The organism is Brevundimonas bullata (assembly GCF_014207965.1).
Classification (GTDB): Bacteria; Pseudomonadota; Alphaproteobacteria; order Caulobacterales; family Caulobacteraceae; genus Brevundimonas; species Brevundimonas bullata_A.
The window spans coordinates 373,286-388,658 of sequence record NZ_JACHLM010000003.1 but is presented as its reverse complement, the minus strand read 5'-3'; the positions used below and the strand labels follow the sequence as shown (position 1 = coordinate 388,658).

Sequence of the window (15,373 nt, the reverse complement as noted above, 5' to 3'; positions counted from 1 at the left end):
CCTGATAATCTCTGAGCCAAAATGAAGGGCGGCGTCTCGCAGGAGGCGCCGCCCTTTTCAGTTGGTCCGGGGGAGGCCCGCGCTACCCCGCCCGGCATTGGGACCGGGAGGGCGCGGGTTCTTGCTTTTTTTCCCTAGAAGGTCTTGCGCACGCGAACCTGCCAGAAGGTGCGCGGGTCGACGAAGCGTTCCTCAACGAAGGCCACGGGGCGCGTTTCGCGGTCGGCGAAGACGATCCTCTCCTGGTCGAAATTGTTCCAGATGTTGACCTGGGCGCGGATCGACAGGGTCGGGGCGGGCTTATACTCGGCCCACAGTTCGTAATAGTCGCGACCGCGCCAGCCCGAGATCTGATCTGGCTGGTACCCCTTCTGGCCCAACAGCGGGATCCAGGCGGCGCCCCACTGCAGCTTCAATGCGGTGAGGTCCTGCTGGAAGCTGATCACCGCTTGCGAGGCCCGGACGTTCGAGATTGGGCGCTGTTCGCCGGTGGTCGGGTCGGTGACCTCAGTCCTGTTCCAGGTGTTGCGGAAGCCGAACTTGCCGCCCGACAGGCCCAGCTTGGTCGTCGGGATGGTTACGTTTAGCGCCAACTGGTCCAGCGTCCCGTCGCCGATGTTGCCGACCGCCGCCAGGCCCCCGTCCAGAGGGATCAGGTCGATGGCGTCGGTGATCTCGTCGTGGCGTAGCCCCAGGCTGACGATGCCCTCGCCCCAGAAGCGTTTTTCGAAGGTCAGTTCGCTGACCCAGCGCGATTCCGGCGACAGGTTCACATTGCCGCCGAAGACGTTCTCGTCGGCGAACTCGGCCGAGGCGGCGAAGTCGCCGAAGTCCAGTTGACCCACGGTGCGTTCGAAGCGGGCGCGGATCTGGGTGTTGGCCATGGGCGTCCAGGTGGCCAGCAGGCGGGGCTTGGCGAAGAAGAAACTCTTTTCCTGCGAGGCGTCGCCCGACTGGCTGATGGTCGAGGATTCCAGCCTCAGGCCGCTCTCCAGCGTCCACTTGGGATTGATCCGCCAGGTACCCTTGCCGAACAGCTCGCCGCGGGTCTCCTCGACCTTGACCGAGGCTGAGGGCAGCGCCACGGCCACGCCGCCGACCGAATAGGCCTGTTCGACCTCCCGCATATTGTAGGCGATCTCGCCGCCGGCCTCAAAGTCCATCGCGGGAGACCGCTCATAGCGGACCAGGCCGCGCAGGATGGTCTCTGACGACTCGCCGTCGGCGTTGAACAACTGTTCCGGTTCGTCGATTCCCTTCAGTCGGGTGCGCGAGGTCGAAACCGAATCGAAGTCGCCGAACTCGTGGATGAATCGGGTTTCCAGCTTGAGCTTTTCGGCGAGCGGGCGGGTGAAGACGACGCCGAACTCGCCGCTGTGGCCGTCCTCGTCATAGAGGTTCTCACGCAGGATATCGGGCGCTGTCTGGCGGCTGAGGCTGTGCCAGTCGTTGACGCCGTAACGGGCGGTCAGGTCGACCTTACCGCCCATGAAGGGGCTGGAGAAGTTGCCCCGGATCGAGTTACCGCCGCCGTAGTTGTCGTTGTAATACTGTTCGTTACGCAGCACGTTGCCGTTGGCGTCGGTGCGCACGACATAGCCGGCCCCGTTGGAGTCGCTGGACGAGATGCCGTCGCTCAGGGTCACGCCCCAGGTGCGCTCGCCCTCGCGGGCGGTGAACTGATAGGTGCCGCCGAACAGATCCTGACCGCCCTCGAACAGGCTGGCGTTGGCGGTCAGCACGTGTTCGCGGCTGGAGGTGGTCTTCAGGATGACGTTGGCGACGACCGAATAGCCCTGCATCTCGATGCCGGGGGCGCCGCCGCGGACCAGTTCGATGCGCTCGACCTGCGTCGCCACTGTGCGGCCCAGGACATTGGAGCCGGTGTCGTTCTTGGACGCCGGGCGCGCGCCGTTGATCAGGATGTTTCCGACCGCGCCTTCAAAGCCGCGAGCGCCGTCGCCGTCGTTGACCGAGAAGCCCGGCACGCGATTGACCATGTCAAGCGCCGTATTGGGACGGGCGTCCTTGAAGAAGTCGGGAGTGAAGACCAGCACGCCCTGATCGCTGGCCTCGGCGGTCTGGGGCGCAGGCGCAGTGTCGGCGAAAGCCGGTGCAGCTGTGGCGAACGCCAGCGCGGCGGTGGTGGCCAGCAGAATGGTCTTGGTCATGGCGTTGTCCTCTCCCTCGGTCGTGAGGAGAGGTTTGGCGGGGGGAGGCTCAAGTCTCCAGTTACAAGCCTGACAGGTGGATTAAATCGCGGACAGCATTACCGATTAGTCAGATTACAGTCTGGTTAGATACTGTTACGCCAGCAGACATGACCATTCGTATCCTTGTCATTTCAGCTCTTGTTCTTGGCCTGTTAGGTGCGCCCGCGCAGGCTCAGGATACGTCGGCTATGCCCGTAACCACGGTGGACGAGATCTTCGTCACGGCCCGCCGCACCGAGGCGCCGATCTGGGAAATCACGCGCGGCGACAGCACCCTGATCCTGGTCGGCGCCATCAGCGGCGTGCCGCGCGATGTCGAATGGCGGCCCGAGGCGCTGGAGGCGGCGACACGGCGTTCGCAGCGTATCCTCTTTCCGCAGGAGGGCCGGGCCTCGGTTGCCGACGTGCTGCGCCTGATCTGGCGCATCCGCACGGTGGCCACCTTGCCGCGCGGGACGACGACCGCCGACTATCTGTCGCCCGAGGTCCAGGCGCGGCTGGAGACGGTGATGGCGGATCAGAAGAACGCCAGCTGGCGCACCAACAGTCTGATGATCCTCAGTATGGACCTTATGAGCGACCATGCCGGCTATGAGCGGGGGCGGACCCGCAACGCCACTGACGTTATCAAGAAGGCGGCGCGCGACGCCCGCATTCCGGTGCGCCCGGTCGGCACGGTGCGTGGCGACGAGATCGTCGACAGCCTGATCACGGCGCCGCCCGCTGCCTATGCGACCTGCCTGGAGCGCGCCCTGGCCGCCGCCGAAGCCGGGCTGGAAGGCGCCGCCATCCGCATCAGCGACTGGCGCGCCCGGCGCGTGCCCGAGGTCATGGCACAGCCGCTGGAGCAGGCGCTCGGCCTGTGCTGGCCCTGGGGCGATCCCGAGATTGCGCCCCTGCTGCGCCGCCAGTGGGCCGAGGCTGTGCAGACGGCGCTGGGCGAGCCGGGCGTCACCATGGCGGTGGCCCAGCTGCGCGTCCTGGCCGAGCCGGACGGCGTGCTGGATGGGCTAGAGGCCCAGGGCTACGAGATCGAAGGACCGGCGTGGAAGGCGGACCGTGTGGCTGCGGGATCGTCAGGACCGTCCTCTTGGCGATAATATCGTCACCCGCGGCGGGACGTCCTGATCAGGCGATCATCTTGCGGAAGGACGGCGCAAATGTTGACGGCGTGCGCGATCTTCCAGCCTGGCGTTTTGCTCGTAAAGACAGGCGAGGCGAAGACGATGCAGGCGCTCCTCGTCGTGACGTGACCCCCGTTTCTCATCCAGCCATAACGAGAGTCCGAGGTTGATCTGAGTAGAGATTGGTTGGGTTGGCAATAGGGCGGCCTGCGCAGCCCTCAACCAGCGCAGCAGGCCGCCCGACGTTTCCAGTAAGGGCTTGCGCGTAGGCCTGCGGCGTCAGCCAGCCGAGCTTCGAGTGCGGTCGCCGCTCGTTGTAGTCACGCCGCCAGGCCTCCAGCACCGCGCGGGCGTGCGGCAGGGAGCGGAACAGCGTCTCGTTCAGCAGCTCGTCACGCAGGCGCCCGTTGAAGCTCTCGTTGAAGCCGTTCTGCTGGGGCTTGCCTGGTGCGATGTAGTGCCAGCCGACGCCGGTGTCGTCGGCCCAGGCCAGGACGGCGTTCGAGGTGTATTCCGTGCCGTTGTCGCTGACGATGGTGTCCGGTCGGCCCCGCTGCCGGATGACGGCGTCCAACTCCCGCACCACTCGCGCGCCCGACAGCGAGGTATCGGCCACCAGCGCCAGGCATTCGCGGGTGCAGTTGTCGATCACCGTCAGGATGCGGAAGCGCCGCCCGTCCGTCATCTGGTCGGCGACGACCCGGAGGGCGGCGCGTAGCAGCCAAGTCCAGCGACCAGCGCTGGTTGGCCACCAGCGGCAGGTCCAGCGGTCGCCGCGTGCCCATCGCTCGCTTCCGCCCGCCGCGCCGGCGCACCGTCAGCCGTTCCTCGCGATAGATCCGCTGGACCCGCTTCTTGTTGACCGCATGGCCCTCGCGCCGCAGCAGGACGTGCAGGCGGCGATAGCCGAACCGGCGACGCTCCTGGGCGAGGGCTTTCAGCCGGTCGCGCAGGGCGCCGTCGTCCGCACGCGTCGCCTGATAGCGCACGCTCGTCCGATCGACGCCCAGAGCACGGCACGCCCGCCTTTCGCTCATCTCGTAGGCGGCCTGCAGATGACCTGCCGCCTCGCGCCAGCCGGCGGGCGTCACCACTTTTTTCCCAGCAGGTCCTTCAGAGCCACGTTGTCCAGCATCGCGTCCGCCAGCATCCGCTTGAGCCGGGCGTTCTCGTCTTCAAGCGTCTTCAGCCGCCGAGCCTCCGACACGTCGAGCCCGCCGAACTTCGCCTTCCATTTGTAAAAGGTCGCCGAGCTGACCCCGTGACGCCGACACACCTCCGCCGTCGTCACTCCGGCCTCCTGCTCCCGCAGGATCCCGATGATCTGCTCTTCCGTGAACCTTGATCGCTTCATTCTGTCCGTCCTTCGTTAGCGCGGACTCTAGCTATTCCTGGAGGAGTTTCAGGGGGTCACGTCAGCACGATTGCAGTTCCCGAGTTCATTGATGACCCTTACGTCCCGCCTTCCCGAGCTTCGCCGGCTCCAACTCAATGCCGAAAACATGGCGAGGCTGTCGCCTTTCAAGGCTGACCGTGAGAGGTTCGGACGGATCGCCGAGCGGTACAGACAAGAGGCCGATGTTTTGGAGGGGGAAGGCGGGTCTGCGGCATCTCGTCGAAAAGAAGGGGGTTGAGCGGCGGTCCGGGCATCGGACAGGCTTGCGGTGATCGATTACGTCGATCCGACGGCCTCGACGCAGTTACAGGCCAGGCTGCATGGGCGTGATCCTCGCCGCCAGCGCCCACTAATTCTGTCTTCGGCTCTGACAGGGCGGATGGCTCGACGGCGGTTCAGGCCTCGATCATGCTCGCGACCTTGGCCGCCAGATCCGTCATCGCGAACGGCTTGGTCATGACCTCCATGCCAGGCTCCAGCAGTCCGTTGCCTACGGCGGCGTTCTCGGCATAGCCCGTGATGAACAGGACCTTGAGGTCCGGCCGCCTCATGCGGGCGGCGTCGGCCACCTGACGCCCGTTCAGGCCGCCAGGAAGACCGACATCGGTGACCAGAAGATCGATCCGGTGCTCGCTGTCCAGGATGCGCAAGCCCGAAGGCCCGTCGCCCGATTCCAGCGTGGCGTAGCCATGCTCACGCAGAACCTCTGCGACGAGGCTTCGAACAGAGCGCTCGTCGTCGATGACCAGCACGGTTTCACCATGACCGGACCCTGGCTCCGGACTCGCCAGGAGCGGGTCTGGTTCGGCAAGGCTTCCGTGATGGCGCGGCAGGTAGAGGCACATGGTGGTGCCCAGACCCGGTTCGGAATAGACGCGGATCTGTCCGCCGGACTGCCTCACGAAGCCGTGGATCATGGACAGACCCAGGCCAGTGCCTTGTCCGATCGGCTTGGTGGTGAAGAAGGGTTCGAAAATCCTCTCGATGATTTCGGGGGACATCCCCGAGCCCGTATCAGTGACGCAGATGGAAATGTACTGCCCGGCAGCGAGATCGCGCTCGCGGGCATGACGATCGTCGAGCCACTTGTTTGCCGTTTCGATCGTCAACCGTCCTCCGCCGGGGGCCACGGCGTCCCGGGCGTTGATGCAGAGGTTGAGCAAGGCGTTCTCAAGCTGGGATTGATCAACCTCGGTCAGCCAGAGACCCCCTGCGCCGACGACCTCGAGGTCGATGGCAGGCCCGACTGTACGACGGATCAGATCCTCCATCCCGCCGATCAGGCGGTTCGCATCCGTCGCTCGAGGGGCCAGGGTCTGGCGGCGGGAAAAGGCCAGAAGGCGTTGGGTGAGGGTGGCCGCGCGCTGCGCGGCGCCCTGCGCTGCTTCGACATAGGGCCCGATTTCGGCTCCGCGGCCTTGCGCCATCCGTTTGGCGATCAATTCCAGGCTGCCGGAAATTCCGGCCAGAAGATTGTTGAAGTCGTGGGCTATGCCGCCCGTCAACTGACCGACAGCCTCCATCTTCTGGCTCTGACGCAAGGCGGCATGAGCGGACTGCAATTCTTCGGTCCGCGCCTCGACCCGGGCTTCGAGCGAGGCGTTGAGATCCGCCAGCGCTCTTTCAGCCCGTTTTCTCGCCGTCAGGTCCTTGAAGAGAACGGCGACCTGTCGACCTCCGGCCGGTCCGACCTTGAAGGCGGCCAGCTCCAGCCATCGGCCGGTGGCTTCCAGTTCCTTTTCAAAACGGATCGGCCGACCTGTTTCGAGCACGTCGCGATAGAGCGAAACCCAGCTGTCGGCCTCCGTAGGCACCATGTCGCGGACCCGACGGCCGACCACGTCGCCAATTCCGGCGTGTTCGGCGTAGGCGGCGTTGGCTTCGACATGCACATAGTCGCTGAGCGGCCCGTCAGGCCCGTCGATGAACTCGATAACGCAGAACCCCTCGTCCATGGTGTCGAACAGGGTCTGGTAGCGTTGCTGGCTTTCGGAGCGCCCGGCTTCGGCGCGAAGACGTTCCAGGACGTTCCGGGTTCGGGCCGCCACATCCTGCAGGAAGTCCAGATCGATCTGGCTCCAGGCGCGAGGGCGGGCGTCTGTGACGAACAGCATGGCGACCAGCTGGTCACGCTCCAGCAGGGGCACGGCTGCAAAGGCGTGGATGTCCGCTGCAGTAAGAGGGGCGGCCTTGTCGCGCGTGAGGGCGTCCTGAACGACATCGGCGACAGCGACGGGGCGCCCCTGGGCCAAGGTCGTGAAGACCTCGGGATGCTCTCGCGGCGACCAAGCCTGCCTCGGCCGCTTCGCATCGAGGGTCACGTCCCCATCCCGCTCCGCCCCGGAAGGCTTCGCCCCCTTGTCGAGCGAGACATAGGCCGCCGCCAGGTTCAGGGTTTCGCCGACGACGCGAGCGGCGGCGGCCGGGATCTGCCCGGGGTCGTCCAGGGCCGTGAGCTCGTCGTGCAGGCGGAGCAGGGCGGCTTGCCTGACCTCGACCTGCTTGCGCTCGCTGATGTCAAAGCTGACGCCCGGAAGGCGGATGAGACGCCCCGCGGCGTCCAGGACGCATCGCCCTTCGGCGACGACCCACACCACTTCGCCATCGGGCTGGACCAGGCGATATTCTTTGCTGAAGGCCGAACGAGCCTCAATGGCCCGCGCAATCGCCGCCTGGATCCCCGGAAGATCCTGGGGGTGGATGGCGCTGAAGAAGACTTCGAGCGGCGCGCCCTCTCGAGCGACAACGGGATCTACGCCGTAGAGCCGGGCGAAGCGTTCATCTGCGCGAACGACATCAGCGGCGATGTCCCAATCCCACGCCCCGACGCCGCGGCCGGCCGACAGCGCGAGCTCGAGCCGTTCGACCGCCTCGGCCTCGTGAGCGGCGAGACGGATCCTCTCGGTGATTTCCGAAACGAAAACCATGACGCCGGCGGGCTGGCCGCTTTCATCGGGGACCGGGGCGTAGTGGAGGTCAAGCCAGGCAGATTCCGGACCGGTTCCCCGATCCAGCACCAGCTCCTGCTGCTCAAGGGACCAGGATTCTCCTGCGAGTCCGCGTCGAATATTGGCGTCGTTGAAATCCGCGATTTCAGGCCAGCCTTCGCGGGCGCCCATGCCCAGGAGCTCAGGATGCCTCTTGCCGGCGAAACGCGCATAACCGTCATTGTAGATGAGGACGCCTGACGAACCCCAGAGCAGAACCATGGGGTTCGGGGCAGCGATCATCATGCCGACCATGGTGGTCAGGCTCTGCGGCCACGCGGACCTGGGGCCGAGCGGCGTCGCCGACCAGTCATGATCCCGGATGAGCCGGGCCATTTCGCCCGGACCATTCAGGAAGCTCCTGTCTGCAGCCGTCTGAATCACAAATCCCCCTGATCGCGCGCGATCGTCTGTCTACGAGGTTTCGCCGATCAGACTGTCGAAAGCTCTTGCCACATTCTCCAGCGTGTAAGGCTTTTGCACGATCGGACGTCCCCTGTGTTCGATCGGCGGGTTTGCCTGTTCGCCGTAACCGGTCGCGAAGATGAAGGGAACGCCGACTTCGGCCAGCCTGTCGGCGATCGGATAGCTGTGACGATCGCCGAGGTTGATGTCCAGCATGGCAACCGTGGGACGAGCCGCATCGATGAACTCGAGCGCGCCCTCCACCGTGGCGGCCGTGGTGACGGAGGCTGCACCCAGGCGATTGGCGATATCCTCGGCGTCCAACGCGATGATCAGACTGTCCTCGACGAGCAGAATGTCGTGATTGGCCAGGACCGCGTCCGGAAGGAGCTGGGGGTGGCCGATGGCGGGACGCGGGTATTTGATCGTCTTGGCGCCGTCCGTGGAGCGGGGTTCCGACAGATGGCGCGCCGGGATCCGGAACACGGCGTGCACGCCCCCTGGCTCATAGGCGACGTCGGCCGATCCGCCGAGATCATAGGGAACCGACCGGCTTATGATGGTGGTGCCGAAGCCCTGGCGCGTCGGCGGGGTCACCGGCGGTCCGCCGATTTCCCGCCACTCCATGACCAGGTCTTCGGCCGCATTGCGGCTCCAGCCGATCACCACCCGCCCGTCCTGCGTCGAAAGGCTGCCGTACTTGTTGGAGTTTGTGACGAGCTCATGCAGCACCAGAGCCATGGTCGAGTAGGCGTTCGGGTTCAGGAGAACCGGTTCTCCCTGAAGGGTGATGCGTCCCCGCTCATCGACAAAGGCGGCCGCTTCCGCGTCGATCAGCGCCTGGAGGGGCGCGGGTCCCCAGTGATCATCGGTTATCTGGTTATGAGCGCGCGCCAGGGCGTGGATGCGTCCGTCCACGACCTTGACGAAATCCGCGATGCTGGCGCTGGTCGGTTCCGACTGGCGGATCAATCCCCGTATCAGTCCCAGAATATTGCGCACCCGATGATTGAGCTCCGCAATCAGCAGCTCCTGACGAGCGCTGGATTGCTGGCGCTCGGCGGAGGCTTCGTCGGCGAGACGCAAGACGACCTCGATGAGTGTCGCACGCAGGGTTTCCGCTACCCGTATTTCTGAGGCCGTGAACGGCTGGGATCGTCCCTCGACCAACTCCTTCCACTCCGCGAAGCTCTCGCGCGGCGTCAGTCGAGGGCCGTTTGGACCAAAGCTCACCGGCTTGTGCGGGTCGCCGCCCCAACGCACGGAATGGACCAGCTCCCGACGGAACAGGATGACGTAATCACGCGGCGAGCGAGAGATGGGGATGGCCAGCAGGCCGGCCGCACCCGACGCGAAGGCGCTCGCGTCCGGGACCAGCGCCCCGATGTGATCCGTCGCGAACACGCGGCCGGCGGCCGTGCCGTTCAGCGCGCGCACGATGCGACGGAAATCCTCCAGAGGGGGCGTCTCACCGGAAAACGCGTGGTTGCCGCCAAGCCATACGCCGACGCCGTCGGCCGGTATGGCGTGGGTGAGGATGTCTGCGAGCCAGTCAGGATCCTTGAGCAGGGTTTCGTCCGACGCCACGGCCCCCAATAATTGATCAGAAATATCTCGCGCGCGACGTTCGTACTCGACGGTTTCCTTACGCTCACGGCTTTCCAGGCGCATGGAGAACATCTGGGCGAACAGCTCGCTGACCGATCGGCGCTCAAAGGTGGGGCGTCGCGGCGCGTAGTGATGGCAGGCGAACAGACCCCAGAGCTTGCCGTCCACGATGATGGAAATCGACAGCGACGCGCCGACGCCCATGTTCTTGAGATACTCGATGTGGATCGGTGAAACAGAGCGCAGCGTCGAAAGGGACAGATCGAGCGGGCGGCCGTCCTGGTTGCGCGCGGGAATGATGGGCACCGGCACGGCGTTCACGTCTGTGATCAATCTCAGGAGATTGCGTCGGTACAGTTCCCGCGCCTGAGTGGGGATGTCGGTCGCCGGATAGCGAAGCCCCATGAACCGACCGATGCCGGAGCGCACCGCTTCAGCGACGACTTCGCCGGACCCGTCCTCGGCGAACCGGTAGACCATCACGCGATCATAGCCGAGCAGGGCGCGAACCTGGCGGGCGCCTTCTCTATAGAAAGCGGGAAAATCCGCTGCCTGATCCAGCCGCGACATCATGGATCGGACGGCGCCGCTTGCGTCGCCGTGCTCGCCAGACGCCGGCTCGGCTTCAATCACGACCTCCCCGGCGGAGACATGAACCGCGACGTCGAACGCCGGGCCGCCGTCCACGAGCACGCAACTGAAGAGGCGTTCGACAGCGTCGCGGCCTCCCAGCATGGCGACGCGGTTGCGCAGGTCGTGAACCGCCTTGGGCGTGAACAGGTCCTGGATCAGAGCTCCAACCACGGCCTCTGGCGACTGATGGAGAAAATCTTCGATGTTCGCGGAGACGCGCGCCACCTGCCAGTCGGCCGTCAAAGCGACCAGGAAGCCGATCGGTTGGATGGCTCCAGGGATGTGGATGGGTTCGCGATCGCAATTGGTCAGGTCGACCGAGGCGGCGGGTGTCGTCACTTTCGGTCGGCTCCGGGATAGGCGCGTGCGGCGTTCTCGAACACGGCGAACACCGAACAGGCCGCACTTGCGGCCCTGTCGAAGCGGTCCGGCGAACTAAGCCGTTCATCAAGAACAGAGGCTAATGCGCGCCAGGCGGCCGGGTTCCCGGACGAGAGGAAGGATTTCGGCAGATCATCGGGAACCGAGCGGATGAGAACGGCGCCGCCGAGACGGGAGCCTTCAAGGACATAGATCGCGCCCAGGACCTCCGCCTCTCCGCGAAAAGGCGCGACCGCGGCGGGTTGGGGCAGGGCCAGGCCCATCAGGCCCAGGTCGGATCGCAGCGCCATTGTCCGGCGCCGTTCATGCCAGTCCGGCAGATGGGTTTCGGCATCGGCTCCATCCAGAGCGGCCTCAACGCCCATGAAGGCGCCGGCCTGCGCCTGGAGAAAGGCGCCATAGTCGGCGCGACAGGCCAGATCATAGCGAGACAACCATGCGTCCAGGCGCTCATGGGCGGCGGCGGTGGCCGCCTTTAGCCTGAAGCGGGCGCTGATCGCGGGGGCCGGTCCAAAGGAATTGGGCAGGATGGCTTCCTTTCCGTTTCTCCAGGGGCTGCCCGCCACCGGGAAGACCTTTGCTTAAGCGTCTCACGATTTATCAAATGCATGACAGGAACAAGGCCGGACCTTGGGGGCACTGCATTGCGGGGATGTTCGTGGTCGATAGACTGAGATACTCCGATGAACGGAACACGGCGGCGCCGTGTATCGAGGACCGCGGAAAGGGCCGCGTTTCTGGCCATGCGTTTGACACGCGCACCTGGGCAACTGCCATAGCTGGCGCAAGGCGTTCTTTCCGCCTGACCTATCAGACCTCGAACACGCGATATGGGAGGTCACCCAGGGTTTGCAGAACGGGCAGGGCGACGTTGTACACGGGGACGCCCCGGGCGGTACGGCCTTCAGGCGCGCCACGGTGAGCATGCCCGTGAACCACAAGTTTGACGTTCTCGTAGCGGTCTACGACTTCACCTAGACGAGAGGAGCCGAGGAAGGCGTGGATCTCCGGCGGCTCGCCCACCACAGTGTCGACGACCGGCGAGTAGTGGAGCAGAACCACGCTGCGTTCGGTACGAAGGGTGCGGATGGAATTCTCGATCAGATTGGCGTCTTCGACAGCCTCCTGGACGAATTGCTTGACCGAAGCCTCTCCAAACGAACTCAGCATGTAACGACCGAAGCCGCCGACGAAGCCCTTGCCGCCGGCGAAACCGACACCACCGATCTCATAAGATTCTCCGGTCAGCATCCTGACGCCAGCCTCAGACATCAATCTGGCGACTTCCTCGGGCTGTCCGCATTCATGCTCATGATTGCCGAGAACCCCAACCATGGGGATGCGGCAGGCGCGCAGGTCTTCGAGCAGATTCTCGACCTCGACCGTTTTGCCGAAGTTGACCAGATCGCCGCAAAGACAAAGGACGTCGGCGTCTTCGTGCACCCGGTCGAAAAGGTCGCGATAGACGCGGTGGGAAGTCTCGCCGACGTGCAGGTCCCCAACGGCGGCGATACGCAGCTTCCTTTCCGGTCCGGCCTCCATGCCCGGCTGAGGCGTCTGGATGTCAGACGACGGGGTCATGGCGTTCCTCCAGGCCCTTGCCGACAACGTCGCCGAAGCCCCATTCGGTGATGTCAGCGATATAGTCGCGAGGGCTGAACAGCCGGCCGCGACAGACCCTGACGCGCGGCGCCGGCAGATCGACCTGGGCCTGGAGTCGTTCCAACAGCTCAGTCATCAGCCATGCCGGCACACGGCCGCGCTCTGTGGGATAGGCGAAGCGGAAGTTCAGGAGGTGGGCCATCAGGACCTCCCAATAGAGGTCCATCTGATCCAGCATCGACTTCCAGTCGATGGCGTCGGACTGCTTTAGGATAACGTGGTTCACGTCGGCTCCGTCGTATCGATACCGATCCTGGATGAAGACCTTGGAAAGGATCAGAGCGGTCGGCGGCGTGATCGTGACCTCATGGCCGTAGATCGTGATCCGGTCCTCGCCGAACCAGCTGTCCGACACGGCGATGGTGCCGTTCGACATGGCGAAGATAACATCGAAAAAGTGCTTGTCGTCCTTCCACACCTTGGCGATCCAGCGCTCGTCTTCGACATCCGTGCGGTACCCGCGAGCCTGGAAGAAGGCGAGGATGCGGGGGTAGTCGCCTGGTTTGCAGAAGACGTCCAGATCCTTGGTCGGACGGCGGATGCCGGTATAGGCCGTCACCGCATAGGTGCCGGAGAGCAAGAAGGGTACGCCGGATTCCTTCAAAAGCCGCAGGCTCTCCTCGTAGAAGGCCATGGCCTCGGGCGGTGGTTCAAATGCGGGCTCGGCGACGGTGTCAGACATGCAGTGGGGGCTCCTGAAGAAGGTCAGGGAAACGGAGCTGCAAAGGCGAGGGTTCCTTCCCCGCATGGACGAGAACGACCTGCAGTTCAGACCGTAGAAGTGGAGGGCATGCCAACCTCGTCCTCTACCGCGCGCTGAGTCGGAAACTGGCCACATGAAGTCTGATTGCTCTCACGGGCGTAGAAGAGCCATGGCGACCTATGACTACATTGTAACCGGCGTGGAACCCGAAGCGGCTTTCCGGGGGGCGGCGTGCTCGGATGCAGACGCTTGGCGAGAAGCCATACTGTTTCTCTCTGAAATGCTGCGTGAGATAAATGTTCAGGAGGGTGGACCATTTTCGCTTCAAGTCATTGTTCAAAGCGGAGGGGGAGAAGTTTGTCGCGTGACCGCGTGCTCTCTCCCGGGGGGCGTGTGAGGATCTTTTGAAGAGGGGGAAAGACGGCCGGTGGCGTTCGAGAGGTGATCGCCAAGCCGACCGTCTACGGATCTCCTCCCCCAAAGAGTCCGTGACCGCCTAATACGAAACGAGGGCCCTAGGCTCAGGACTCATAGCCAGAAGAGCACGGTAGCTGCGAGGGCGATGGCGGAGAGGAAGACGGTCGGGCATCGATCGTAGCGGGTGGCGACGCGCCGCCAGTCTTTCAGTCGGCCGAACATGATTTCGATGCGGTTTCGGCTTTTGTACCGGCGCTTGTCGTAACGGACAGGCACAGTCCGGGATTTCCGACCGGGGATGCAGGGCGTGATGCCCTTGGCCTCCAGGGCATCCCTGAACCAGTCCGCGTCATAGCCCCGGTCGCCCAACAGCCATTGGGCCTTGGGAAGGCTGTCCAGCAGGGCCGCAGCACCGGTGTAGTCGCTGACTTGGCCTGCCGTCATGAACAGGCTGATGGGGCGTCCGTTCGCATCGGTTACGGCGTGAAGCTTGGTGTTCATGCCGCCTTTGGTGCGTCCGATGAGCCGCCCAAGACCCCCTTTTTTACCGCGAGGCTCGAAGCCGTACGGTGCGCCTTGAGATAGGTCGCGTCGATCATGAGGGTGCGCCGTTCGGCCTGAGCGCCGGACAGTCCCTCCATCATCCGGATGAAGACCCCGGCCTCGCTCCAACGCTTCCAGCGATTGTACAGCGTCTTGTGTGGGCCATAGACCGGCGGCGCATCACGCCAGCGAAGCCCGTTGCGGTTGACGAAGATGATCCCGCTCAACACCCGACGATCATCCACCCTGGGCTTGCCGTGGCTCTTGGGGAAGTGCGGCTGCAGCCGCGCCATCTGCTCGTCCGTCAGCCAATAGAGGTCGCTCATATCCAGTCTCCTTGCAGAGCCTGAATCAGATCGAGCACATCACATCAATGGGTCCTGAGCCTAGGCTCCACAAGTCCAGTTTCAGACTTAAAATAAAGATATTGAGATCTCTTGAAATTTTAAGTCTTTTTAAGCTGTTCCTGGCCGCGAAACACTCAGATAGTAGGAGCCAAAACTGTGTAGAAGTTTCCATGCGTTGGGGCCTCTATCAGGTCGGGCCGACGCAGTTGCTTCGCCATTAGATCTCGGGCCTAGCCCCCTGCTGACGGCCCGCGCCCATTCCGCATTGCAGCGGCTAGGCGCGGGCCGTCAGAAGGATAGCCAAGTCCGACCGCCTTGCGACTAACGGGCGAGACCCATCGCCTCTGCGTTGATCTTAGCGTCCGCTATGGTGGTCAGATCCTCATCAGTCTGGGATTCTTCCTGCAACGTCTCGTCAAGCAGGGCGGCGGCGTCATCAAGTCCGAGCACCAGAGCCCAGCGTTTAAGCGTGCCATAGCGGGTGATCTCGTAGTGTTCGACGGCCTGAGCGGCGGCCAGGAGGCCGGCGTCCAGCGCAGCGGTGTCCTTGTATTCCTCAGCGATTTCGTCCCCCTCTGCCAGAATCCCGTCGATGGCGTCACAGGTCTTGCCGCGGGGCGCCTTGCCGATGATCTCGAACACCTGCTGAAGGCGCTCGATCTGGCCTTCAGTCTGGTCCTTGTGTTTCTCGAATGCAGCCTTGAGTTCGGGCGACTGCGCGGCGCGCGCCATCTTGGGCAGGGACTTCAGTATCTTTCGCTCGGCGTAGTAGATGTCGCGAAGCGTGTCGTGGAACAGATTGTCGAGCGTTTTCTCAGCCATGAGTGAATCCTTGATTGTGCGCCCGTTGCGCCGGACGCCAACGGCTTCCCGCCAGATCGGCTCCAGGCGCCGCTGTTCTGTCCTGTATGCGACCTGCCGCCATGGCGACGCCTTTGAGGTGCGAACAACCTT

At 64.2% G+C, this 15,373-nt stretch carries 9 protein-coding genes and 1 pseudogene; 1 reads left to right on the top strand and 9 read right to left on the bottom strand.

What is annotated here, in order from left to right; all coding sequences use genetic code 11:
* Positions 1-134 precede the first annotated feature (134 nt).
* Positions 135-2,171 (bottom strand): TonB-dependent siderophore receptor, encoded by a 2,037-nt coding sequence (locus HNP51_RS10615; RefSeq protein WP_184269673.1) that lies wholly within the window; start codon positions 2,169-2,171, stop codon positions 135-137.
* A gap of 230 nt (positions 2,172-2,401) precedes the next feature.
* Between HNP51_RS10615 and HNP51_RS10610 the strand changes: the two genes are divergently transcribed.
* Positions 2,402-3,313: a TraB/GumN family protein gene (locus tag HNP51_RS10610; RefSeq protein WP_260398422.1), complete on the top strand. Its 912-nt coding sequence runs from the start codon at positions 2,402-2,404 to the stop codon at positions 3,311-3,313.
* 163 nt (positions 3,314-3,476) lie between these two features.
* Here HNP51_RS10610 and HNP51_RS10605 read toward each other — a convergent pair.
* The 8 genes and pseudogenes from HNP51_RS10605 to HNP51_RS10570 form a co-directional block, all read right to left on the bottom strand.
* A pseudogene (locus tag HNP51_RS10605) lies at positions 3,477-4,691 on the bottom strand (IS3 family transposase).
* A 437-nt stretch (positions 4,692-5,128) separates the two neighbouring features.
* On the bottom strand, positions 5,129-8,056 hold the full coding sequence (locus HNP51_RS10600) for a PAS domain-containing protein (RefSeq protein WP_184269677.1): 2,928 nt from the start codon (positions 8,054-8,056) through the stop codon (positions 5,129-5,131).
* Between the two features lie 78 nt (positions 8,057-8,134).
* On the bottom strand, positions 8,135-10,705 hold the full coding sequence (locus HNP51_RS10595) for an HWE histidine kinase domain-containing protein (RefSeq protein WP_184269679.1): 2,571 nt from the start codon (positions 10,703-10,705) through the stop codon (positions 8,135-8,137).
* Entirely contained in the window at positions 10,702-11,181 is a 480-nt protein-coding gene (locus tag HNP51_RS10590; protein ID WP_184751192.1) for a biliverdin-producing heme oxygenase, read from the bottom strand. The genes HNP51_RS10595 and HNP51_RS10590 overlap by 4 nt, the downstream gene beginning before the upstream one ends.
* A 376-nt stretch (positions 11,182-11,557) precedes the next feature.
* Positions 11,558-12,328, bottom strand: coding sequence for a metallophosphoesterase (locus tag HNP51_RS10585; RefSeq protein ID WP_260398423.1), 771 nt, complete (start codon positions 12,326-12,328; stop codon positions 11,558-11,560).
* Positions 12,312-13,091, bottom strand: coding sequence for a hypothetical protein (locus HNP51_RS10580; protein ID WP_184269683.1), 780 nt, complete (start codon positions 13,089-13,091; stop codon positions 12,312-12,314). The genes HNP51_RS10585 and HNP51_RS10580 overlap by 17 nt, the downstream gene beginning before the upstream one ends.
* A gap of 549 nt (positions 13,092-13,640) precedes the next feature.
* Positions 13,641-14,398 (bottom strand): IS5 family transposase gene (locus HNP51_RS10575; RefSeq protein WP_088582593.1). Its coding sequence is split into 2 segments (ribosomal slippage): positions 13,641-14,077 and positions 14,077-14,398, totalling 759 coding nucleotides; the frame shifts between segments, so codons are not numbered across the junction.
* A gap of 342 nt (positions 14,399-14,740) precedes the next feature.
* Entirely contained in the window at positions 14,741-15,241 is a 501-nt protein-coding gene (locus HNP51_RS10570) for a ferritin-like domain-containing protein (RefSeq protein ID WP_184269685.1), read from the bottom strand.
* Positions 15,242-15,373 lie beyond the last annotated feature (132 nt).

What these genes read in the sequence shown, in the direction of transcription:
- HNP51_RS10615 (WP_184269673.1), bottom strand. Translation starts at nt 2,171, where the DNA reads ATGACCAAGACCATTCTGCTGGCCACCACCGCCGCGCTGGCGTTCGCC.
- HNP51_RS10610 (WP_260398422.1), top strand. Translation starts at nt 2,402, where the DNA reads ATGCCCGTAACCACGGTGGACGAGATCTTCGTCACGGCCCGCCGCACC.
- HNP51_RS10600 (WP_184269677.1), bottom strand. Translation starts at nt 8,056, where the DNA reads ATGGCCCGGCTCATCCGGGATCATGACTGGTCGGCGACGCCGCTCGGC.
- HNP51_RS10585 (WP_260398423.1), bottom strand. Translation starts at nt 12,328, where the DNA reads ATGACCCCGTCGTCTGACATCCAGACGCCTCAGCCGGGCATGGAGGCC.
- HNP51_RS10580 (WP_184269683.1), bottom strand. Translation starts at nt 13,091, where the DNA reads ATGTCTGACACCGTCGCCGAGCCCGCATTTGAACCACCGCCCGAGGCC.
- HNP51_RS10570 (WP_184269685.1), bottom strand. Translation starts at nt 15,241, where the DNA reads ATGGCTGAGAAAACGCTCGACAATCTGTTCCACGACACGCTTCGCGAC.